Origin of the sequence: Saccharopolyspora karakumensis (genome assembly GCF_004349225.1) — a bacterium.
In the GTDB taxonomy this organism is placed as follows: Bacteria; Actinomycetota; Actinomycetes; order Mycobacteriales; family Pseudonocardiaceae; genus Saccharopolyspora; species Saccharopolyspora endophytica.
The window spans coordinates 230,822-252,762 of the sequence record NZ_SMLA01000002.1 but is presented as its reverse complement, the minus strand read 5'-3'; the positions used below and the strand labels follow the sequence as shown (position 1 = coordinate 252,762).

General features: G+C 69.6%; 19 protein-coding genes. All 19 read right to left on the bottom strand.

What is annotated here, in order from left to right; translation table 11 throughout:
• Positions 1-116: 116 nt before the first annotated feature.
• Entirely contained in the window at positions 117-1,145 is a 1,029-nt protein-coding gene (locus tag E1202_RS02480) for a polyprenyl synthetase family protein (protein ID WP_132680598.1), read from the bottom strand.
• A 47-nt stretch (positions 1,146-1,192) separates the two neighbouring features.
• Complete coding sequence (gene nuoN / locus E1202_RS02475; RefSeq protein WP_132680657.1) at positions 1,193-2,734, bottom strand: NADH-quinone oxidoreductase subunit NuoN; 1,542 nt, start codon at positions 2,732-2,734, stop codon at positions 1,193-1,195.
• 26 nt (positions 2,735-2,760) lie between these two features.
• Positions 2,761-4,338, bottom strand: a complete 1,578-nt coding sequence (locus E1202_RS02470) for an NADH-quinone oxidoreductase subunit M (protein WP_132680597.1) — start codon at positions 4,336-4,338, stop codon at positions 2,761-2,763.
• 64 nt (positions 4,339-4,402) lie between these two features.
• Positions 4,403-6,385: an NADH-quinone oxidoreductase subunit L gene (gene nuoL, locus E1202_RS02465; protein WP_132680596.1), complete on the bottom strand. Its 1,983-nt coding sequence runs from the start codon at positions 6,383-6,385 to the stop codon at positions 4,403-4,405.
• Between the two features lie 23 nt (positions 6,386-6,408).
• On the bottom strand, positions 6,409-6,708 hold the full coding sequence (nuoK, locus tag E1202_RS02460; RefSeq protein ID WP_093414272.1) for an NADH-quinone oxidoreductase subunit NuoK: 300 nt from the start codon (positions 6,706-6,708) through the stop codon (positions 6,409-6,411).
• Positions 6,705-7,658 (bottom strand): NADH-quinone oxidoreductase subunit J, encoded by a 954-nt coding sequence (locus tag E1202_RS02455; protein WP_132680595.1) that lies wholly within the window; start codon positions 7,656-7,658, stop codon positions 6,705-6,707. The genes nuoK and E1202_RS02455 overlap by 4 nt, the downstream gene beginning before the upstream one ends.
• Entirely contained in the window at positions 7,655-8,221 is a 567-nt protein-coding gene (gene nuoI, locus E1202_RS02450) for an NADH-quinone oxidoreductase subunit NuoI (RefSeq protein WP_132680594.1), read from the bottom strand. The genes E1202_RS02455 and nuoI overlap by 4 nt, the downstream gene beginning before the upstream one ends.
• Positions 8,208-9,515, bottom strand: coding sequence for an NADH-quinone oxidoreductase subunit NuoH (gene nuoH / locus E1202_RS02445; RefSeq protein WP_132680593.1), 1,308 nt, complete (start codon positions 9,513-9,515; stop codon positions 8,208-8,210). Before nuoH ends, nuoI begins: the two co-directional genes overlap by 14 nt.
• Positions 9,512-12,040: an NADH-quinone oxidoreductase subunit G gene (locus tag E1202_RS02440; protein ID WP_132680592.1), complete on the bottom strand. Its 2,529-nt coding sequence runs from the start codon at positions 12,038-12,040 to the stop codon at positions 9,512-9,514. Before E1202_RS02440 ends, nuoH begins: the two co-directional genes overlap by 4 nt.
• The gene (gene nuoF / locus E1202_RS02435; RefSeq protein WP_132680591.1) at positions 12,037-13,335 is read right to left on the bottom strand and encodes an NADH-quinone oxidoreductase subunit NuoF; all 1,299 of its coding nucleotides are present in this window, start codon (positions 13,333-13,335) and stop codon (positions 12,037-12,039) included. Before nuoF ends, E1202_RS02440 begins: the two co-directional genes overlap by 4 nt.
• An 8-nt stretch (positions 13,336-13,343) precedes the next feature.
• Positions 13,344-14,099, bottom strand: a complete 756-nt coding sequence (gene nuoE, locus E1202_RS02430; RefSeq protein ID WP_132680590.1) for an NADH-quinone oxidoreductase subunit NuoE — start codon at positions 14,097-14,099, stop codon at positions 13,344-13,346.
• Positions 14,096-15,424 carry an NADH-quinone oxidoreductase subunit D gene (locus E1202_RS02425; protein WP_132680589.1) on the bottom strand — a complete coding sequence of 443 codons (1,329 nt, stop codon included), beginning with the start codon at positions 15,422-15,424 and terminating at the stop codon, positions 14,096-14,098. Before E1202_RS02425 ends, nuoE begins: the two co-directional genes overlap by 4 nt.
• A gap of 19 nt (positions 15,425-15,443) precedes the next feature.
• Positions 15,444-16,205: an NADH-quinone oxidoreductase subunit C gene (locus E1202_RS02420; RefSeq protein ID WP_132680588.1), complete on the bottom strand. Its 762-nt coding sequence runs from the start codon at positions 16,203-16,205 to the stop codon at positions 15,444-15,446.
• A 5-nt stretch (positions 16,206-16,210) separates the two neighbouring features.
• Entirely contained in the window at positions 16,211-16,882 is a 672-nt protein-coding gene (locus tag E1202_RS02415; RefSeq protein ID WP_132671790.1) for a NuoB/complex I 20 kDa subunit family protein, read from the bottom strand.
• 85 nt (positions 16,883-16,967) lie between these two features.
• Positions 16,968-17,333, bottom strand: a complete 366-nt coding sequence (locus E1202_RS02410; protein WP_132680587.1) for an NADH-quinone oxidoreductase subunit A — start codon at positions 17,331-17,333, stop codon at positions 16,968-16,970.
• A gap of 193 nt (positions 17,334-17,526) precedes the next feature.
• The gene (locus tag E1202_RS02405; RefSeq protein WP_132680586.1) at positions 17,527-18,825 is read right to left on the bottom strand and encodes a geranylgeranyl reductase family protein; all 1,299 of its coding nucleotides are present in this window, start codon (positions 18,823-18,825) and stop codon (positions 17,527-17,529) included.
• Positions 18,826-19,082: 257 nt separating this feature from the next.
• Positions 19,083-19,382: an AtuA-related protein gene (locus E1202_RS02400; RefSeq protein ID WP_132680585.1), complete on the bottom strand. Its 300-nt coding sequence runs from the start codon at positions 19,380-19,382 to the stop codon at positions 19,083-19,085.
• Positions 19,369-20,658 (bottom strand): acyclic terpene utilization AtuA family protein, encoded by a 1,290-nt coding sequence (locus tag E1202_RS02395; RefSeq protein WP_132680584.1) that lies wholly within the window; start codon positions 20,656-20,658, stop codon positions 19,369-19,371. The genes E1202_RS02400 and E1202_RS02395 overlap by 14 nt, the downstream gene beginning before the upstream one ends.
• Positions 20,659-21,930, bottom strand: a complete 1,272-nt coding sequence (locus E1202_RS02390) for a CitMHS family transporter (protein ID WP_132680583.1) — start codon at positions 21,928-21,930, stop codon at positions 20,659-20,661. It lies immediately after the preceding gene.
• Positions 21,931-21,941 lie beyond the last annotated feature (11 nt).

Here is a 21,941-nt window from a genome sequence, read left to right as displayed (position 1 = left end):
GCTACGCCGGTCACTCCCGGGTTCCTACCACGCGTGCGGCGCCGCCCGGTACCTCTTTGACCCGCTCGTGACTCGGACGGCGAGTTCAAGACAGACGGCGCGTTGACAGCGGCACGTCACCAGGTGCGGGCGACCACGTAGTCGACGAGGGAGGACAGCGCCTCCCTGGCCGGCACGTCGGGCAGCGACGCGAGTTCCTTGCGGGCGTCGTCGGCGAACTCCTGCAGCGTGCCGCGAGTCCGCTCCAGACCGCGCGACTCGCGCAGCAGCTCCAAGGCCTCGGCGACCTCGGCGTCGGAGGACAGCGGACGTCCCAGCAGCTCGCGCAGCCGGGGCGGGCAGTTCTCGTCGGCCAGCGCGTAGAGCATCGGCAGCGTCTTGACGCCCTCGCGGAGGTCGGTGCCCGGGGTCTTGCCGGACTCCTTCGACGGCGAGGCGATGTCGATGATGTCGTCGGAGATCTGGAAACCGGTGCCGATCAGCTTGCCGATCCGCTCCAGCGACTCGATGGTCGCCGCGTCGGCCCCGGAGAACCAGGCGCCGAACCGGCCGGCGGTCGCGATCAGCGAACCGGTCTTCTCGTAGATCACCTTGAGGTAGAAGTCGATGGCGTCATCGCCCTCGCCGACCCCTTCGGTCTCCCGCATCTGCCCGGTGACCAGCGCCTCGAAGGTGGCCGCCATCCGGCGGACCGCCTCGGCGCCGAGGTCGGCGATCAGCTGGGAGGCCTTGGCGAACAGGAAGTCGCCGGTGAGGATCGCGACGGAGTTGTCCCAGCGGGCGTTGGCGCTGGTCGCGCCCCGCCGCATGGTGGCCTCGTCCATCACGTCGTCGTGGTAGAGCGTCGCGAGGTGGATCATCTCCACCACCGCGCCGGACTTGACCACCTCGTCGGTGGTCGGGTCGCCGAACTGAGCGGCGAGCAGGACGAACAGCGGGCGGAAGCGCTTCCCGCCCGCGTCCACCAGGTGCAACGAGGTGCGCGTGGCGAAGTCGAGGTCGCTTTGCACCTCGTCGTGCAGCAGCTGCTCGACGCGTGCCATGCCCTGCTTGACCGAGTCGGCCAGCTCCGTGTCGGTGATCTGGAAACCACCCAACCCGGCTGCGCTCAGTTCACTGATCGGGTCATCCGCTGGCCTGCTCACGTCACCGTCGCCTTCGCTCCCCCACGATCGCCCTACGGGCGAGCACTCTACGACACGAATCCCCCGACGTTCGCCCAGTCCAGAGCCAACGTCGGCAGCACGCCCAGCAACAACGTCACGACCACGCCCAGCGTGATCGCCGCCGTCGTGAACGCACCCGGCACGCTCACGGTGGGGCCGTCAGCAGCCGGTTCTTGGAAGTGCATCAGCACGATGACACGAAGGTAGAAGAAGGCCGCAACCGCACTCGCCACCAGGGCCACCACGACCAGCGGTGCCATGCCGTCGGTGAGGGCGGCCTCGAAGACCACGAACTTTCCGACGAAACCGCTGGTCATCGGGATGCCGGCGAGGGCCAGCAGCAGGAAGGTGAACACCCAGGCGACCAGGGGTGAACGCTTCGCCAGACCCGCCCAGTCCGAAAGGTGAGTTGCCTCACCGTCGGACCGCCGTACGAGGCTGATCACACCGAACACGGCGATCGTGGTGAACCCGTAGGCGAGCAGGTAGAACAGCGTCGCCGCCAGACCGCGGTCGGAGAGCGCGAGCGCGCCCAGCAGCATGAACCCGGCGTGGGCCACCGAGGAGTAGGCGATCATGCGCTTGATGTCGCGCTGGGTCAGACCCAGCACCACGCCGATCACCATCGAGACCACGGCGATCGTCCAGACCACGCCGCGCCACTCCCAGCTGGAGGCCTCGAAGGCGACCTGCAGCACGCGCAGGATGCCGCCGAAGGCAGCGACCTTCGTGCAGGCCGCCATGAAACCGGTGACCGCGGTCGGGGCTCCCTGGTAGACGTCCGGGGTCCAGGTGTGGAACGGACCCACCGACGCCTTGAACAGCAGACCCACCAGCAGCAGGCCGAGACCGGCGAACAGCAGCGTGTCGGAGCGCTCCGAACCGGCGGTGGCGTCGGCGATCGCCTGCAGCTTCACCGAGCCCGCGTAGCCGTAGAGCAGCGCGAGGCCGTAGAGGAAGAACGCCGAGGCGAACGCGCCCAGCAGGAAGTACTTCACGGCCGCTTCCTGCGACAGCAACCGGCGGCGCTTGGCCAGCCCGCACATCAGGTACAGCGGCAGGCTCAGCACTTCCAGCGCGATGAACATCGTCAGCAGGTCGTTGGCCGCGCAGAACACCATCATCCCGCCCAGCGAGAACAGGGCCAGCGGGAAGACCTCGGTGCGCATCCCGGACGCCGACGCGGCGGCGCGGCTCATCGTCCCCGGGCCCTCGGCCGGGATCGCCTCCGCCACGAACGCGCCGCCCGGCTCCACCGAGCGGTCCGCGATCAGCAGCACCGAACCCAGTCCGAGCGCCAGCAGCGTGCCCCACAGGAACAGCGTCGGCGGGTCGACGGCCAGCGAGTCGGACAGCGTGGTCACACCGGTCCCGGCGGACCGCGCGAACGCGGCCAGCGCGACACCGGCGATGACGATCGACGCCAGGCTGAGCCCGACCTGCACCGACCAGCGCTGGTGGCGGGGCAGGAACGCCTCGACCAGGATCGCCAGGCAGGCGGCACCGAGGATCACCAGCACCGGCGCGATCGCCGCGTAGTCGATCGGCGGAATCTCGACGGAACCCAGCTGGCTCGGGAATCCCTTGACCACTGTCAGTTACCTCCCTGCGAGGTCACGGGGTCGGTGACGCCGACCTCGCTCATGGTTGCCGCGACCGACGGGTTGATCACGTCCAGCACCGGCTTCGGGTACACGCCGAGCCCGATGATCAGCACGACCAGCGGGGCCAGCACGGCGATCTCCCGGGCACCGAGGTCGGCCAGCCGGAGCCGGTGCGCGCCTTCGCGGTTCGGGTCGGTCACCGCCCCGGGGCCGGTCGCGGTGCCCAGCAGCGCGTCTCCGCGGACCGGGCCCTGCATCGTGCGCTGGTACAGCCACAGCACGTAGACCGCGGCCAGCACCATGCCGATCGTGGCCAGCGTCGTGTACACCGGACGGGTCGGGAAGGACCCGACCAGCACGAGGAATTCGCTGACGAAGGAGTTGGTGCCCGGCAGCGACAGGGTGCTCAGACCCGCGATCAGCAGGGTGCCCGCCAGCAGCGGGGTCACCTTCGCCATGCCGCCGTAGTCGGCGATCCGGGTCGAACCGCCGCGCACGATGATCATGCCGATCACCAGGATCAGCATGCCCGTGGCGATGCTGTGGTTGATCATGTACGACACCGCGCCGACGTGCGCCTGCGAGGTGAACGCGAAGATGCCGAGCGCGATGAACCCGAAGTGCGCGATCGAGACGTAGGCGATGAAGCGCTTGAGGTCGGTCTGCCCGAACGCCTGCAGCGAGCCGTAGAGCACCCCGATCACCGCGAGCACCAGCACCAGCGGCGCCAGCTGCTGCGACGCCTGCGGCGTCAGCGGCAGGCTGTAGCGCAGGAAGCCGAAGGTGCCGACCTTGTCCAGCACGCCGACCACGATCACCGCGACGCCGATCGGCGCCTGCTGCGCGGCGTCCGGCAGCCAGGTGTGGAACGGGATCAGAGGGGCCTTGATCGCGAACGCCGCGAAGAAGCCCAGGAACAGCCAGATCTGCACGTTCAGCGGGGCGTCCGACAGGATCGGGACGAGCTTGGCCCAGTCGAACGTGCCCTCGCCGGTGACCTGCGCGCTGTAGCTGTACGCGCCGATGGCCGAGGCCAGCATGATCAGGCCGCCGAGGAACGAGTACAGGAAGAACTTCACCGCCGCGTAGCTGCGCTTCTCACCGCCGTAGCCGCCGATGAGGAAGTACATCGGGATCAGCATGATCTCGAAGAGCACGTAGAACAGGAACACGTCGGTGGCGGCGAAGACCGCCACGGTCAGCGCCTGCTCGAGCAGCAGCAGCGAGAAGAACCCGCCGTGCGTGCGGCCCTCGGGCAGCTTCTCGCCCCAGCTGTAGCCCAGCACCAGCGGCATCAGCACGGCGATGACCAGGACCATCACCAGCGCGATGCCGTCCACGCCGAGCGAGAAGTTGATGTCGAACGACGGGATCCACGGGATCGAGCTGGTCAGCTGCATCCGCGGGCCGGCCGGGTCGTAGGCGAACCACGCGGCCACGGCGATCACGAGCTCGGCGAGGGAGAACCCCAGCGCGGTCCACTTCGCCGCGGCGGCGTTGCCGCGCAGCAGCGCCACCACCACCGACCCGACGATCGGCAGCAGCACCAGGGCGAGCAGCAGGGTCATCGGATCTCCTCCCGGAGCTCACTGTGCCGAACAGGACTGGGCAGAACGGGTCCGTGCGAGGTCGTCATGTCGGGATCCCCACTGCCATCAGGGCGGCGATCACCACGACACCGCCGAAGAGCATGGACAGCGCGTAGGACCGGACGAAACCGGTCTGCCAGCGGCGCATCCGGCCCGAGCTGAAGGTCAGCAGCGCGGCGATGCCGGAGACCGTGCCGTCGACGCCCTTGCGGTCCACCGCGAGCAGGCCCTTGGTGAGGCCGAAGGTCGGGCGCACCGCGACGAGGTCGTTGAGCGCGTTGCCGCCGAGGTCGGCGCGAGCCGCGCGCACCACCGGCGAGACCTTCGCCGGGCGCTCGACCGGTACCGGCTTGCGGCCCACGACCAGCCACGCGATCACCGCTCCCAGCGCCGAGATGGCCACCGTCAGCACGGGGATCATCGCGTGCGGGATGGCGGTGTGGTGAGCTTCCTGCAGCTCGCCCAGCGACGGCGACAGGAACGTCACCAGCCGGTCGCCACCCGCCAGGAACATGCCGGCGCCGATCGAACCGATGGCCAGCACGATCATCGGCGCGGTCATGATCGCCGGCGACTCGTGGGGGTGGAACTCCTGGCCGTTGCTCGCCTTCAGGTCCTTCCAGCGCTTCTCGCCGAAGAACGTCATCAGCACCAGCCGCGTCATGTAGAACGCGGTGATGCCCGCGCCCAGCATCGCGGCGCCGCCGAAGACCCAGCCGCGCCAGCCCTCCTGGCCGAACGCCGCCTCGATGATGGCGTCCTTGGAGTAGAAGCCGGACAGGAACGGGAACCCGATCAGAGCCAGGTAGCCGAGGCCGAACGTGCCGAAGGTGATCGGCATGTACCGGGCGAGGCCGCCGAACTTGCGCATGTCGACCTCGTCGTTCATGCCGTGCATGACCGAACCGGCCCCGAGGAACAGCCCGGCCTTGAAGAAGCCGTGCGTGAGCAGGTGCATGATGCCCAGCGCGTACCCGGCCGGGCCGAGCCCGACCGCCAGCATCATGTAGCCGATCTGGCTGACCGTGGAGTACGCCAGGACCTTCTTGATGTCGTCGTAGGCGCAGCCGATGACGCATCCGACCAGCAGCGTCACGGCGCCGACGATGGTGACGGCCAGCTGCCCGCCCGGCGAGAGCGAGAACAGCGGGTTGGAGCGGGCGACGAGGTAGACGCCCGCGGTGACCATCGTCGCGGCGTGGATCAGCGCCGACACCGGGGTCGGGCCCTCCATGGCGTCCGGCAACCACGCCTGCAGCGGGACCTGGCCGGACTTGCCGCAGGCTCCGAGCAGCAGCAGGAGCGTGATCGCCAGCAGCACGCCCGGCGAGAGCTCACCGGCGCGGGCGAAGACCTCCGCGTACTGCGTGGTGCCGAGGTTGGCGAACAGCAGGAAGATCGCCAGCGCCAGGCCGACGTCGCCGACCCGGTTCATCACGAACGCCTTGGTCGCCGCCGCGGCCGCCGAAGGACGGCCCTGCCAGAAGCCGATCAGCAGGTAGGAGGCCAGACCGACGCCCTCCCAGCCGAGGTAGAGCGTCACGAAGCTGTTGCCCAGCACCAGGATCAACATCGAGGCGACGAACAGGTTCAGGTAGGCGAAGAACCGGCGGCGCTCGGTGTTGGCCGAACCGGTGCGCCCCTGCTGGTCGTGGCTCATGTAGCCGATCGAGTACAGGTGGATCAGCGATCCCACACCCGTGATCAGCAGCAGGAACACCATCGCCAGCGGGTCCAGCCGGAGCCCGAAGTCGACCTGCAGCGCGTTGACCGGGATCCAGGAGAACAGGTGCAGATCGCGGACCTGCTCGCCTTCCGGACTGCCGGCGACGGAGGTGAACAGCCACAGCCCGTAGACGAACGAGGCGATCACCGTGGCCGACCCCAGCAGGTGTCCCCAGCCGTTGGCACGGCGCCCCGCGATCAGCAGGATCGCGGCACCCACCAGCGGGAACGCGACCAGCAGCCAGGCGTAGGACTGCGCGGGCCCGGTCGCCTCGGCGACCCCCGCTGCGGTTTCAAGCATCTTTGCCGTCACCACGCGCCCTCTCAGTACTTGAGCAGGTTGGCGTCATCGACCGAGGCCGAGCGACGCGTCCGGAAGATCGACATGATGATGGCCAGGCCGACCACCACTTCGGCGGCCGCGACGACCATCACGAAGAACGCCATGACCTGCCCGTGCACCGTCCCCTCGATGCGGGCGAAGGTGACCAGCGTCAGGTTGACCGCGTTGAGCATCAGCTCGACGCACATGAAGACCACGATGGCGTTGCGCCGCACCAGGACTCCGACCGCGCCGATCGAGAACAGCAGCGCGGACAGCAGCAGGTAGTACGTGGGGGTCACTGGTGAACCTCCTCGGTGGCGTGACCGGCCCGCTGGTCCGGACGACCGTTGCCGTTGCCCGGCGCCGGGATCTCGGGACCCGCGTCGATGACCGGTTCACCGGACTTGCCGGAACCGGTCTGCTCGGGCAGCTCCGGCTCTTCGGTCAGCGCGTGCGCGTCGGGTTGGGGCTCGTCACCGGCGACCGCGCGACGCTCGTCGTCGAGCCGTTCGGCGGGCAGGTTCTCCAGCAGCTCCGACAGCGACTCCGGCGCGACCGAACCGTCCGGCAGCAGCGCGGGCACGGCGACCGAGTTGGCCGTGGCGTACACGCCGGGACCGGGCAGCGGCGACGGGCGCTCGCCGCGGAACCGCGCGTTGGCGCGCTCCCGCTGGCCCAGGCGCGGGCCGCGGCCCTTGCCGCCGTAGGCCAGCACCATGGCCCCGACCGCTGCGGTGATCAGCAGCGCGGAGGTCAGCTCGAACGGGAACAGGTAGTCGGTGAAGATCAGCCGGCCGAGGCCGCCCGCTCCACCACCGACCGGCTGCCAGGGGTCCAGCGCCGGTGCTGCCTGCACCGAGGTCAGCGACCGGGCCAGTCCCGACACCAGCAGCGCCGCCAGGCCGACCCCGCCGATCCCGGCCCAGAGGCGTTGTCCGCGCAGGACTTCCACCACCGAGTCCGAGGAGTCGCGGCCGACCATCATCAGCACGAACAGGAACAGCATCATGATCGCGCCGGTGTAGACGATGATCTGGGTGAAGCCCAGGAACTGCGCGCTCTGACCCATGTAGAGCACGCCCAGGCTCAGCATCGTCAGCACCAGCCACAGCGCGGAGTGCACCGCGTTGCGGGCGAAGACCATGCCGAGCGCGCCCAGCAGCGACAGCGGACCGAGGACCCAGAACAGCACCGTCTCCCCGGTGCCGACCACGTCGCCGGCCTGTGCCAGCACGATTCCGGTGCTCATCGCGCATCAACCTCCGGACCCGATTCCACCGTCGATCCCTCCGGAACCCCTCGCTGCTTGGCGAGTTCGGGACCGTTGACGTAGTAGTCCTGCTCGTCCTCGCCGAGGCGCATCGGGTGCGGCGGCTGCTCCATACCGGGCAGCAGCGGCGCCAGCATGTCGGCCTTGGTGTAGATCAGGTCCTGCCGGTTGTCGTCCGCGGTCTCGTACTCGTTGGTCATCGTCAGCGCCCGCGTCGGGCACGCCTCGATGCACAACCCGCAGCCGATGCAGCGCAGGTAGTTGATCTGGTAGTCCATGCCGTAGCGCTCACCGGGCGAGAAGCGGGCCTCGTCGGTGTTGTCGCCGCCCTCGACGAAGATCGCGTCGGCCGGGCACGCCCAGGCGCACAGCTCGCAACCCACGCACTTCTCCAGCCCGTCCGGATGCCGGTTGAGCTGGTGGCGGCCGTGGAACCGGGGCGCGGCGACCTTCTTGACCTCGGGGTACTCCTCGGTGACGACCTTCTTGAACATCGTCGAGAAGGTGACGCCGAATCCCTTGATCGGATCAAACATTCCCATGGGGCGCCTCCTCGCCTTCCGGACCCGCGAGCTCGCCGGAACCGGTGCCGCTGCGCACCGGGGTGCGTCGCGACGGGGTCTTGGGGACTTCCAGGTCGATCGGCGGCACCGGGAAGCCGCTGCCCGCGAGCGGCACCTCGTCGGAGTCCTTCTCGGGCTTGCGGTCCGGGATGAGGAACGTGGCCGCGACCAGGATCACCACCACGACCGCGCCGCCGATCATGAACTGCTGGGTGCTGACGGCCTCGGAGTTGCGCAGCGCCCGGATCACGGTCACCGCCATGATCCACACCAGGCTGACCGGGACCAGCAGCTTCCAGCCGAGGTCCATGAACTGGTCGTAGCGCAGGCGGGGCAGCGTGCCGCGCAGCCACACGAAGAAGAACAGGAACGCGATCGTCTTGCCGAGGAACCACAGCACCGGCCACCAACCGGTGTTGAGGACCCCGTCGCCGATCAGCGACAGCGGCCACGGCGCGTGCCAGCCGCCGAGGAACAGCGTGGTGGCCAGCGCGGAGACGGTGACCATGTTGATGTACTCGGCGAGGAAGAACAGCGCGAACTTCAGCGACGAGTACTCGGTGTGGAAACCACCGACCAGCTCGGACTCGGCCTCGGGTAGGTCGAACGGGGCGCGGTTGGTCTCACCGACCATCGACACCATGTAGACCAGGAAGCTCACCGGCAGCAGCGCGAAGAACCAGCCGTTCTCCTGCGCTGCCACGATGCCGGAGGTCGACAGCGTGCCCGCGTACATGATGACCGCGACGAACGACAGGCCCATCGCGATCTCGTAGGAGATCACCTGAGCTGCCGACCGCAGCGAACCCAGCAGCGGGTACGGGGAGCCGGAGGCCCAGCCGGCGAGCACGATGCCGTAGACGCCGATCGAGGCGCAGGCCAGCACGACCAGCAGGCCCACCGGCAGGTCCACCAGCTGGAGCGCGGTGCGCTCGCCGAAGATGGTGACCTCGGGGCCGATCGGTATCACCGCGAACGACACCAGCGCGGGCGTCGCGGAGATGACCGGGGCCAGGAAGTACACCCACTTGTCGGCCATGACCGGGCGGATGTCCTCCTTGAAGGCCAGCTTCAAGCCGTCGGCCAGCGACTGGAGGATGCCGAACGGTCCCGCTCGGTTCGGGCCGGGCCGGTGCTGCATGCGGCCGATGACCCGGCGTTCCGCCCAGATCGTCAGCAGCGTCATCAGCACCAGGAAGACGAAGATGGCCACGACCTTGAGCAGGATCAGCCAGATCGGGTCGTCCGCGAGGAGTTCGGCTGTTCTGGTCATGCGTTCCCCCCGTTGTGGTGGGCCGGGGAATTGCCGTTCAGCGAATGCCCGTTGCTCTCCGGGCTCGCGCTGCTCGGCGCGATGTCGACGAGCGCTCCGTGCCCGGCGCCGAGGACCTTGTGCACGCGGGCCTTCCCGGAGTCGGTGGGCACCCACACGACGTCGTCGGGCATGTCGGCGATCTCGACCGGCAGCACGATCTTGCCCTGCTCGGTGCGGACCTCCAGCCGTTGTCCAGAACTGATCTCGACGCGCTTGGCGGTCTCCGGCGAGACGATCGCGACCCGGTTGCGGGCCGTGCCCGCCAGGCTCGGCTCCTCGTCCTGCAGCGAACCGTTGTCCAGCAGCTGCCGCCAGGTCGCCAGCACGGCCTGGCCGGGGCCGGGTCGCGGTGCGTGCGCGACGGCCTCGTCGGGTCCGTCGGTGCGTCCGCCGGTGTGGGTGCCGAGCCGCTCGAGCTCGGCGCTCGCGGCAGCCGGGCTCTGGGTGAACAGGTCGGCGTCCATCTCGACCGCGAGCGTGTCCAGCACCCGGCAGTCCGGCAGCGCGCCGGTGCCGTCGATGGTGGTGGCGAACTCGCGGCGGCGGCCCTCCCAGTTGAGGTAGCTGCCGCTCTTCTCCACGCTGGGCGCGATCGGCAGCACCACGTCGGCCTGCTCGGTCACCGCGCTCGGGCGCAGCTCCAGGCTGACCACGAAACCGGCGCCGGTCAGGGCCTTGCGGGCCAGCTCCGGGTCGGGCAGGTCGTCCGGATCGACGCCGCCGACCACCAGACCGGAGAGCTCCCCGGAGGCGGCGGCGGTGAGGATCTCGGTGGCGTCGCGACCCGCTGCGGCGGGCAGCGAGCCGGGTGCCATGCCCCAGGTCCGCTCCACGTCGGAGCGGGCGTGGTCGTCGATGACGGGACGCGCGCCGGGCAGCAGCGTCGGCAGCGCACCGGCCTCGATGGCGCCGCGTTCCCCTGCTCGGCGGGGGATCCAGGCGACCCTGGCTCCCGTGCGCTGGGCGGTGCGCAGCACCTCGGACAGCAGGCCGGGCACCTCGGCGGCGCGTTCACCGACGATGAGCACCGCGCCCTGCTGCCGCATCGCTTCGTCCACATCGGACGGCAGCGACTCCAGCGCGGCGGCCTCGCCACCGGGCACGCACTGCACCAGCGAACCGGTTCGCACCGGGCCTCCGGCGTGGGTGATGACCGTGGTCTTCTCCACGCCCGGCGAGGTGCGCGGGGCGACGTGGAAGACCTGCGTCCTGCCCGCCCGCGCGGCCTTGCGCAGCCGCAGGAAGACGATCGGCGACTCCTCCTCCGGCTCGAACGCCACGCACAGCACGGCCGGGGCGGACTCCAGATCGCCGTAGGTGACACCGTTCTCCGGCGTCACCCCGACCACGGTGGACTCCAGGAACCGCAGCTCCTCGGTGGAGTGCGGCCGGGCGCGGTGGTCGATGTCGTTGGTGCGCAGCGCGACGCGGGCGAACTTCGAGTAGGCGTAGGCGTCCTCGACGGTCAACCGGCCACCGGGCAGCACCCCGACCCCACCCGCGTCACGCGCGGCGGTCAGGCCCTCGGCGGCGGCCTGCAGCGCCTCGGTCCAGGACGCCTCGCGCAGCTGACCGTTCTCCCGGATCTGCGGCCGGGTGATGCGGTCCGCGGCGTTGGCGTAGCGGAACGCGAAGCGGCCCTTGTCGCAGATCCACTCCTCGTTGACCTCCGGGTCGTCCCCGGCCAGCCGGCGCATCACCTTGCCGCGCCGCCAGTCCGTCCGGGTCGCGCAGCCCGACGCGCAGTGCTCGCACTGCCCCGGGGTGGAGACCAGGTCGAACGGCCGCGACCGGAACCGGTAGGCGGCGCTGGTCAGCGCACCGACCGGGCAGATCTGGATGGTGTTGCCGGAGAAGTACGACTGGAACGGCTGCTGCTCGCCGATGCCGATCTGCTGCAGCGCACCGCGTTCCAGCAGCTCGATGAACGGGTCACCGGCGATCTGCTTGGAGAACCGGGTGCAGCGCTGGCAGAGCACGCAGCGCTCGCGGTCCAGCAGGACCTGCGAGGAGATCGGCACCGGCTTGGCGAAGGTCCGCTTGGTGTCGTGGAAGCGGGACTCCGCGCGGCCGTGCTTGAGCGCCTGGTTCTGCAGCGGGCACTCGCCGCCCTTGTCGCAGACCGGGCAGTCCAGCGGGTGGTTGATCAGCAGGAGCTCCATCACGCCCTGCTGCGCCTTGTCGGCCACCGGCGAGGTGTTCTGCGTCTTGACGACCATCCCGTCGGCGACCGTCATGGTGCAGGACGCCTGCGGTTTCGGCATCGCCCGGCCGTTCATCTCGACCTCGACGAGGCACTGCCGGCAGGCACCCGCGGGGTCCAGCAGCGGGTGGTCGCAGAACCGCGGGATGGTGATGCCCATCCGCTCGGCGGTCCGGATCAGCAACTCGCCCTTGGGCGCCTCGATCTCGACGCCGTCGATGGTGAGCCGGACGTAGCCCTCGGGGACCGGGCGCGCTTCGGATTCGGGTGCCAGGGTCATCGGGCCGCTCCTACCAGTTCCGCGGCGGACTTGTTCTTGTCGCACAACGCGAGGAACTCCTCGCGGAAGTACTTGATACCGCTGGTGATCGGGCTGACCGCGCCATCGCCGAGGGCGCAGAACGAGCGGCCGAAGATGTTGTCGCAGACGTCCAGGAGGGTGTCGATGTCCTCCTCGGTGCCGTGCCCGTCGACCATCCGCTCCAGCACCTGCGCGAGCCAGTAGGTGCCCTCCCGGCAGGGGGTGCACTTGCCGCAGGACTCGTGCTCGTAGAACTGCGTCCACTTCATCACGGCCCACGGCACCGACACGGTCTCGTTGAACACCTGAACGGCCGTGGTGCCCAGCATCGACCCGGCCTCGGCCGCGCCCTCGAAGTCCAGCGGGACGTCGAGGTGCTCGGCGGTGAACAGCGGCGTCGAGGACCCGCCCGGGGTCCAGAACTTCAGCGGAACGCCGTCCTTCATGCCGCCCGCGAGTTCCAGCAGCTGCCGCAGCGTGGTGCCCATCGGCGCCTCGTACTGGCCGGGCTCGGTGACGTGCCCGGAGATCGAGTAGATCTTCGGGCCCGGCGACTTCTCGCTGCCCATGGTGCGGAACCAGTCCGAGCCGCCGTTGACGATGAACGGGACCGACGCGATGGTCTCCACGTTGTTCACCGTCGTCGGGCAGGCGTAGAGCCCGGCCGCCGCGGGGAACGGGGGCTTGAGCCGCGGCTGACCGCGCTTGCCCTCCAGGGAGTCCAGCAGCGCGGTCTCCTCGCCGCAGATGTAGGCGCCCGCTCCGGCGTGCACGACGATGTCCAGGTCGAAGCCGGAGTCCAGGATGTTCTTGCCCAGGTACCCGGCGGCGTAGGCCTCGCGGACCGCGTTGTGGAGCCGCCGCATCGGGTGCAGGGCCTCACCGCGCACGTAGATCATGCAGTGGTTGGCCCGCATCGCGTAGCTGGCGATGATGCAGCCCTCGATCAGCGAGTGCGGGTCGGCCATCATCAGCGGGATGTCCTTGCACGTCCCCGGTTCGCCCTCGTCGGCGTTGATGACCAGGTAGTGCGGCTTGACCGGGTCCTTGGGCATGAAGCTCCACTTCACGCCCGCCGGGAACCCCGCGCCGCCGCGACCGCGCAGCCCGGACGCCTTGACCAGCTCGATCAGCTGGTCCGGTTGAGCTCGCAGCGCCTTGCGCAGGGCGGTGTAGCCCTCCAGCTGCTCGTAGGTGTGCAGCGTCCAGGAGTTCGGCGACAGCCACCGCTTGGTCAGCACCGGGGTCACCGGGCTGGTGCTCGCTTCGGTCATGGCCACCCTCACTTCTTCTCCGGCAGCGGCGGGAGTTCCGCGTCATCGGGCATGCTCGGCGCCGTCCAGCCGCGTTCCTGGGCCAGCGCGGCGCCGCGGTTGGTCTCGGTCGCCTGCGACGGTCCGGTCACGGTCTCGTCGAGGTCGTCGAAGAACCCGGCCAGCTGGCGCTCGGCGCCCCGGAAGTCCGACAGCGCCGGTCCGCGCGTCGGCGCGGGCTTCTCGCCGCGCTGCAGCGCCCTGACCAGCTCCAGCGCCTGGTCGGGCGTCTGGTTGTCGTAGTACTCGTAGTTGACCTGCAGCACCGGCCCGAGATCGCAGGCCGCGAGGCATTCGGCGTGCTCCAAGGTGATCGAGCCCTCGGTGCCGGGTTCCCCGGCGGTGCCCTCGTGCCCGACGTCCAGGTGCTCGCCCAGCGCCTTGTAGATCGCGTCGCCGCCCAGCACCGCGCACATCGTGTTGGTGCACACGCTGACCAGGTGCTGACCGCACGGCTTGCGCTTGTACATGGTGTAGAAGGTCGCCACGGCGCTGACCTCGGCGACCGACAGCGCCAGCTCCTCGGCGCAGAACTTGATGCCCGCCGGGCTGACGTGTCCCTGCACCGACTGCACGAGGTGCAGCATCGGCAGCAGCGCCGATCGCGACTCCGGGTACCGGGCGATGATCTGCTTCGCCTCGGCCCGGGTGTCCTCGCCGAACACCGAGGTGTCGACCGCGTCGGTCTGCTCCTCGGTGGTGGTGAACTCGAACTGCTCGGTCATCGATCCACCCCGCCCATCACCGGGTCGATGGAGGCGACGGCCGCGATCACGTCGGCCACCAGCCCGCCCTCGGCCATCGCCGGCATCGCCTGCAGATTCACGAAACTGGGTTCGCGCACGTGCACCCGCATCGGCCGGGTGCCGCCGTCGGAGACCATGTGGACGCCCAGCTCGCCGCGCGGCGACTCGACCGGCGCGTAGGCCTGGCCGGGCGGGACGTCGAAGCCCTCGGTCACCAGCTTGAAGTGGTGGATCAGCGACTCCATGGACTGGCCCATGATCTTGCGGACGTGCTCCAGGGAGTTGCCCATGCCGTCGGCGCCGATGCTCAGCTTCGACGGCCAGGCGATCTTGGCGTCGGACACCATGTGCGGGCCGGACTCCATCTTGTCCACGCACTGCCGGATGATCTTCAGCGACTCGTGCATCTCCTGCACCCGCAGCAGGTACCGCGCGTAGCAGTCACCGTCGTTGCTGGTGGGCACCTCGAAGTCGTACTCCTCGTAACCGCAGTACGGTTCGACCTTGCGCAGGTCCCACGGCAGTCCCGCGGCCCGCAGCAGCGGTCCGGTCACGCCCAGCTGCAGCGCCCCGTCCAGCGGCAGGTAACCGACGTCCTTGAGCCGCTGCTTCCAGATCGGCTGACCGCTGAACAGCTTGTCGTAGTCCGGCAGGCGGGTGTCCATGACCTTGATGAACTCGCGCACCTTGTCCTGCCAGCCCTCCGGCATGTCCTGCGCGACGCCGCCGGGCCGGATGAACGCGTGGTTCATCCGCAGACCCGTCAGGAACTCCAGCAGGTGCAGGACCTCTTCGCGCTCGCGGAAGCCGTACGTCATGCCGGTGGTCGCGCCCAGCTCCATCGCACCGGTGGCCAGGAAGACCAGGTGCGAGGAGATCCGGTTGAGCTCCATCAGCATCACGCGGATCGTCTGGGCGCGCTGCGGCGCCTCGATGCCCAGCAGCTTCTCGACGCCGAGGCAGTAGGCGGTCTCGGTGAACAGCGGCGCCAGGTAGTCCATCCGCGTCACGAAGGTGACGCCCTGGGTCCACGTCCGGTACTCGGTGTTCTTCTCGATGCCGGTGTGCAGGTACCCGATGACCGAGCGGGCCTTGGTGACCGTCTCGCCCTCGAGCTCCAGCACCAGCCGCAGAACGCCGTGCGTGGACGGGTGTTGCGGGCCCAGGTTGATGACAACCCGCTCCTCGCCGCCGGTTTCGTCCAGGAACTCGTCCCAGTCGCCGCCGGTGACGGTGAAGATGCGGCCCTCGGTGGTGTCTCTAGACTCGGCGGGGTACGCGCCGGTGAGTGATTCGGTGGTCATTGCCCACACCTCTCCGCGATCACGAGTAGGCCCTGCGCTGGTCCGGCGGCGGGATCTCGGCGCCCTTGTACTCCACCGGGATTCCGCCGAGCGGGTAGTCCTTGCGCTGCGGGTGACCGTCCCAGTCGTCGGGCATCAGGATCCGGGTCAGCGCCGGGTGTCCGTCGTAGACCAGGCCGAACATGTCCCAGGCCTCGCGCTCCTGGAAGTCGGCGGTGGGGTAGACCGACACGATCGACGGGAAGTGCGGGTCCTCCACGTCCACGGCGACCTCCAGCCGGATGCGGCGCCGGTAGGTCATCGACGTCAGGTGGTAGACGGAGTGCAGCCGCTGCGGCGCCTCCGGCCCGTAGTCCACACCGGACACCGAGCTGCACAGCTCGAAGCGCAGCGCCGGGTCGTCGCGCAGGATGCGGCAGACCTCGACGAGGTTGTCGCGGCGCAGGTAGAAGGTGATCTCGCCGCGGTCGACGGTCACCTGCTGCACGGTGTCGTCCGGAAGTCCCTTGGCGCGCAGCGCTTCGAAGAGCGCGTCGGCGACCTCGTCGAACCAGCCGCCGTAGGGGCGCTCGCCGGCCGGTGGCACGTAGGCCGGCAGGCGCAGCCCGCCGAAGCCCGAGGTGTCACCGGTGCCGCGCACGCCGAACATGCCCTGCCGCTCGCGGCCGGCCGCCGGTGCTCCGGCGCGAGCCGGTTCGGCTCCCGTGGGCGCCAGGTCCGCGGCGCGCTCGGCGCTCGAACCGGGTTCGCCCGGGGCCGGGGTGGTTTCCTTGTCCGCCATCGAATTCACCTACCCGACTTGAGTTCCGGGCGCTCGGGCGCGCTCTCGAAGGCGCCGAGCTCGTCCGTTCCGCCCATCTCGCGTCGCTGCGCGGCCTGCTGCCGCTCGGCGCGCTTGCGCTGCGAGGCGTTCTTCGGCGCGTACCGGACCGAGGACGGGATCATCGGGGTGCGGTCGCCGCGTTCGAGCTTCTCCTGCGCGCGCTTGGCGTTGATCGGCTCGTCCATGATCTTGGCGTGCAGCTTGAGGATCGCGTCGAGCAACATCTCCGGGCGCGGCGGGCATCCCGGCAGGTACATGTCCACCGGCACCACGTGGTCGACGCCCTGGACGACCGCGTAGTTGTTGAACATGCCGCCGGTGGAGGCGCACACGCCCATCGCCAGCACCCAGCGCGGCTCGGGCATCTGGTCGTAGATCTGGCGCAACACCGGAGCCATCTTGTTGGTCACCCGACCGGCCACGATCATCAGATCGGCCTGCCTCGGGGTGGCGGAGAAGCGCTCCATGCCGAACCGCGAGATGTCGTAGCGGGAACCGCCAACGGTCATCATCTCGATGGCGCAGCAAGCCAGCCCGAACGTCGCCGGCCACATCGACGTCTTCCGGGTCCAGTTGACGAGCTTCTCCACGTTGGCCAACAGGATGCCGTTGGGCAGCTGCTCTTCGAGCCCCATCGCCGGCACTCCTTCCCGCGTCCTTGCGGCTAGTCCCTGCAGTTCGTCTCAGGCGCCCGGCGGGTGACCGGGCAAAGCGCTCCGGTTAGTTCCAGTCCAATCCGCCTCTCCGCCAGACGTAGATGTAGGCGAAGCCGACGGTCGCTATGAACAGCACGATCTCGATGACGCCGAACATCCCCAGGGCGTCGGCCGAGACCGCGAACGGGTAGAGGAAGACCATCTCGATGTCGAAGAGGATGAACAACATCGCGGTCAGGTAGTAGGCGACGGGCATCCGGCCGCCGCCGATGACGGGCTGCGGCGAGGGCTCGATCCCGCACTCGTAGGCGTCGAGCTTCGCCTTGTTGTAGCGGCGGGGACCGACGAGTGGCGCGATCGCGACCGAGAAGACCGCGAATCCCAGCGCCAGCGCGAACAACAGCACCAACGGGATGTACGGGTCGAGCACCTTTGCTCCCCTCCAACCGGTTCCGGGTTCTGTGGCCCGGGACACACATCGTCAGTCCCCGCCGAGACGCAGGTCACGCCTCAGGCCTCCGGTGCGCACTCTATGCGGTCGCCCGATTCGGCTCCGTAGTGAGGCGTACCTAACTTTATGACTTCTCTCACGGTTACCGGGACATCTGACCAGACACTCAGGGTCACGCGCTAGGGATGGCGCGAGTAGTGGTGCTGATCACACGGTCCATAGCGTCCCCGCCCTTCTCGTCGTAGAGATTTGCCAGCAGCTTCAACACGAAACGCATCAACGTCTGCCGCGGCAGACCGTGCTTGGTGGCCATCCGCATGACCGTGGGATTGCCAATCAACTTGCTGAAGATATTGCCGAGCCGGAAGTAGCCGCCGAGCTCCTGCTGCACCGCCGTCGGGTACCGGCTCAGGGCCTGCTCGCGGGAGAACGCGGTCGGTCGCGCCATCGCGTGCACCGCGCACTCGGCCGCCAGCCGGGCCGACTGCATCGCGTAGGCGATGCCCTCGCCGTTGAACGGGTTGACCATGCCGCCCGCGTCGCCGACCAGCAGCAGGCCGTTGCGGTAGTGCGGGGTGCGGTTGAAGCCCATGGGCAGCGCGGCACCGCCGATCTTGCCGGTGGCGTTGTCCTCCCGGAATCCCCACTCCTCGGGGGTTCCGTCCAGCCAGGACCGCAGCAACTGGCGGTAGTCGGTCTTGCCGTAGGCCGACGAGGTGGACAGGATGCCCAGCCCGACGTTGACCGTCCCGTCGCCCATGCCGAAGATCCAGCCGTAGCCGGGCAGCAGCGTCGGGTCGGCCGGGTTGGACTTGTCCCACAGCTCCAGGTGCGACTCCAGGAAATCGTCCTTGGTGCGCGGGCTGGTGTAGTACCGGCGCACGGCCACGCCCATCGGCCGGTCGTCGCGCTTCTGGATGCCCACCGACAGGGCCAGTCGAGCCGACACCCCGTCGCAGGCCACGACGAGCGGAGCCCGGTAGGTCACCGGCTTGCGCTCAGGTCCGGTCTTGGCCTCCACGCCGACGACCCGGCCGGTGCGCTCGTCGGTGATGGCGCCGCTGACGCTCGTCTGCTGGAACAGGCGAGCCCCGGCGAGCTGGGCGTTGCGGGCCAGCAGGTCGTCGAAGTCGTTGCGCGGGCGGACGACGCCGTACGGCGGGAAGTCGGACAGGCTCGGCCAGTCGAGCTCCAGGCTGACTCCGCCGCCGACGACCCGCAGGCCCTTGTTGTGCAGCCAGCCGGCTTCTTCCCTGGTGTCGATGCCCAGGTCGATGAGCTGCTTGACGCCCCGTGGCGTGATCCCGTCGCCGCAGACCTTCTCCCGCGGGAAGACGCTCTTCTCCAGCAGCAGGACGTCCAGTCCCGCCCTGGCCAGGTACGTCGCAGCCGTCGAGCCGGCCGGTCCCGCTCCGACGACGATCACATCCGCGTCATCGTCCGGTCGGCGGCGGCTGGTGGCGCTGGTCATGACACTCCTCGAACTAGTGCAGTGCTCGGTGCGAAACCCGCTTGTGAACGAGTTCACTAACTCCGAGTCTAAGCCGCTGCACCAGCGCGATCGACCCTTTCGCGTAGGCCACCTGAGTGAGGAAACCCGCCATCCGGTTCAACCCCGCGTGCCTCGCCGAGGGTCACCGGCGGGCGGTTCCGGTCCGCACCGACCGGGCGAAGCGGACATCGATCACGAGCGGTTCCGGACCACCGGCCCCACGCGCCCCTCGCGACTCACAGATCCAGCGCGAGGAGGCGGGAGCTGAGGGTCTTGCCGTGGGTGTCCAGGGACAGCGACGTGGTCACACCCCCGTCGAGAGCTCGCTGGCAGGTGAACTGGAGCGCCTTGAGCAGGGGGAGCTCGCAGCGGGTGACCTCGCCCCGGACCTGACCGGCCAGGTGGGCGCGAACCCGGTCGGCGGTGAGCTCCCGGCGCAGGCGGTCGTAGTCGCCGTCGTCGAGGGGGAACACCGACAGGATCGAGGTGTCGCCCTTGTCGCCCGCTCGGCAGTGCGCGATCTCATGCAGTCGCATCGTTCACCTCCAGGGTCGTGACCTGCGACGTCACATCGGATCGGGGGATCAGGGCGGAGACGATGCCGATCACCTCGCGCACGTCGGTGCGCACCCCGCCGCCTCCGGCGGGGCCGTTGGTGTAGAGCGATTCGACCTCGTGGCAGACGATCTGCGCCGCCGTCCGGTCCTCTCCGATGGCGGCCACCCGCAGCCGGCACTCGCCGTCCGGATCGCCCATCGCCCCCAGCACGTCGGCGCGCACGCGCAGCCCCGTGCCGCGCAGCCGCGCGCTCACCACGTCCGCGGCCAGCCTCGCCCGATCGGCCGCCCCCGGTCCGGCGTAGCTGATGCCGCATTCGGCGCGGTGCCCCGCGCGGTAGCCGACGCTGACCTTCAACTCCTCCGGCCTGGCCCGCCCGCGCGCCCCGCTGATGCGCACCCGGTCCGCACCGGTCCGCTCGGCCCGGACCTCCCGGAAGTCCAGGACCACGTCGGGCGTGCGGTAGGCCGTCGGGTCGGTGACCTCGTAGAGCAGCTGCTCGCGCACCGTCGGGACCGTCACCATCCCGCCGGTCCCGTCCGGTTTGCCGATGGTCGCGCTCCCGTCGGCGTCGACGTCGGCGAACGGGAACCCGAGCTCGGCCAGCCCGGGGACGTCCTTGACGCCCGGGTCGGCGAAGTAGCCGCCGGTCACCTGCCCCGCGCACTCCAGGACGTGGCCGACCAGCGTCGCGGCCGCGGCGCGCGGGACGTCGTCGAGGTCCCAGCCCATCCGCTGCGCGATCGGTGCCACGAACAACGACGGGTCGGCGACCCGTCCGGTGATCACCACGTCCGCGTCCAGCGCGGGCAGCAGCGCCTCGGCGCCGAGGTAGGCGTTGGCGGAGACGATCCCGCCGTGCTCGGCCAGCGGGATGCCGTCCTCCAGCGCGGGTGTCGCCGGATCGAGCCGGTCCAGCACGTCGTCGCCGGTGACCACGGCGATGCGGCCGGACAGCCCAGCGGCCGCCATCACCTCCCGCGTGACCTCACCCGCCCGCAGCGGATGGGCCGCCCCCATGTTGGTGATCACCCGTGCTCCGTTCGGCACCGCGACCGGCAGCAACCGCTCGAACCGCGCGCGCAGCAACGGGTCGTACCCCTGGTCCGGATCGCCCAGCCTGCGCTGCTGCCCGAGGGCGATGGTGCGCTCGGCCAGGCACTCCAGCACCAGGTCGTCCACACCCGCCCGCACGAGCTCCAGCGCCGGTTCGAGGCGGTCACCGGCGAAACCGGCTCCGCTGCCGATGCGCATCTACAGCACCCCCGTGAGCAGCGCGACCGCCGTCATCACCAGCGTGGTGCCGAAGGCCCAGCCGAAGATGAACCGCTGGTGGTCGCCGATATCGACCTTGGACATGCCGAGCAGGATGAACGTCGAGGCGGTCAGCGGGCTCAGCGGGAAGCCGGTGGTCATCTGCCCGAGGATCGCCGCCCGCCCGATCGCGGCGGGATCACCGCCGAACGCCGCGCTGGTCTCCGCCAGCACCGGCACGACCCCGTAGTAGAAGGCGTCGGGGGTGAAGACCAGGCTCAGCGGCATCCCGGCGATGGCCGTGACCACCGGCAGCAACGCACCACCGGCGTCGGGGATGACCGCGACCAGGCTCTCGGCCATCGCCTTGATCATGCCGGTGCCGGTGAGGATGCCGGTGAACACACCGGCCGCGAAGATCACCACGACGACCAGCACCACGTTGTAGGCGTGCTTGGCGAACAGCTCCTGCTGGCCCTCCCACGACGGGCGGTTGATCAGCAGCGCGACCAGGAAGGCCACCAGGAACAGCACTTCCAGGTCGGCGAGCTGGAACAGCAGGCAGCCGACCAGGGCCAGCGTCAGCGCCGCGTTGATCCAGAACCGCGCGCGGTCCGCGCCGGTCAGCCGCACCCGCTCGCCCACCTCGATGCTCACCACTCCGAGGCGCTTCCGCTCGGACCGGCCGATCAGGTAGGCGGCCACCAGCACCCAGCAGATGCCGGCGATCATCGCGGGCAGCACGGGCAGGAACAGCTGCGCGGAATCGAGCTTCAGCGCGGCCATCGCGCGGGCCGTCGGCCCACCCCACGGCACCATGTTCATGACCCCGGCGCCGAGGCAGACCACGCCGGCCAGCACGATCCGGCGCATCCCCAGCCGCTGGTAGATCGGCAGCAGCGCGGAGACGGTGATCAGGAAGGTGGAGGCGCCGTCGCCGTCGAGCGCGACCAGCAGGGTCAGCAGCGCGGTGCCGACGGTGATCTTGAGCGGGTCGCCCTTGGCCCAGCGCAGGATGCGGGTGACGGCGGGGTCGAACAGCCCCGCGTCGATCATCAGGCTGAAGTACAGCACCGCGAAGGTGATCATGATGGCCACCGGTGCGACCGTGACCAGGCCATCGGCCGCCAGCTCACCGAGACCGGCGCCGTGACCGCTGAGCAGCGCCGCCGCGATCGGCACCAGGGTGAGCGCGAACAGCACAGACACCCTGCGCGAGAGCACCAGGGCGAGGAACACGCCGATCGTCAGGAATCCGCTCGCGGCCAGCATGGGCAACCTCC

Coding starts and splice junctions, on each gene's coding strand:
- E1202_RS02470 (WP_132680597.1), bottom strand. CDS start 4,338: ATGACCCTGCTGCTCGCCCTGGTGCTGCTGCCGATCGTCGGGTCGGTG.
- nuoL (WP_132680596.1), bottom strand. CDS start 6,385: ATGCTTGAAACCGCAGCGGGGGTCGCCGAGGCGACCGGGCCCGCGCAG.
- E1202_RS02455 (WP_132680595.1), bottom strand. CDS start 7,658: ATGAGCACCGGAATCGTGCTGGCACAGGCCGGCGACGTGGTCGGCACC.
- nuoI (WP_132680594.1), bottom strand. CDS start 8,221: ATGGGAATGTTTGATCCGATCAAGGGATTCGGCGTCACCTTCTCGACG.
- nuoH (WP_132680593.1), bottom strand. CDS start 9,515: ATGACCAGAACAGCCGAACTCCTCGCGGACGACCCGATCTGGCTGATC.
- E1202_RS02440 (WP_132680592.1), bottom strand. CDS start 12,040: ATGACCCTGGCACCCGAATCCGAAGCGCGCCCGGTCCCCGAGGGCTAC.
- nuoF (WP_132680591.1), bottom strand. CDS start 13,335: ATGACCGAAGCGAGCACCAGCCCGGTGACCCCGGTGCTGACCAAGCGG.
- nuoE (WP_132680590.1), bottom strand. CDS start 14,099: ATGACCGAGCAGTTCGAGTTCACCACCACCGAGGAGCAGACCGACGCG.
- E1202_RS02425 (WP_132680589.1), bottom strand. CDS start 15,424: ATGACCACCGAATCACTCACCGGCGCGTACCCCGCCGAGTCTAGAGAC.
- E1202_RS02420 (WP_132680588.1), bottom strand. CDS start 16,205: ATGGCGGACAAGGAAACCACCCCGGCCCCGGGCGAACCCGGTTCGAGC.
- E1202_RS02415 (WP_132671790.1), bottom strand. CDS start 16,882: ATGGGGCTCGAAGAGCAGCTGCCCAACGGCATCCTGTTGGCCAACGTG.
- E1202_RS02405 (WP_132680586.1), bottom strand. CDS start 18,825: ATGACCAGCGCCACCAGCCGCCGCCGACCGGACGATGACGCGGATGTG.
- E1202_RS02400 (WP_132680585.1), bottom strand. CDS start 19,382: ATGCGACTGCATGAGATCGCGCACTGCCGAGCGGGCGACAAGGGCGAC.
- E1202_RS02395 (WP_132680584.1), bottom strand. CDS start 20,658: ATGCGCATCGGCAGCGGAGCCGGTTTCGCCGGTGACCGCCTCGAACCG.
- E1202_RS02390 (WP_132680583.1), bottom strand. CDS start 21,930: ATGCTGGCCGCGAGCGGATTCCTGACGATCGGCGTGTTCCTCGCCCTG.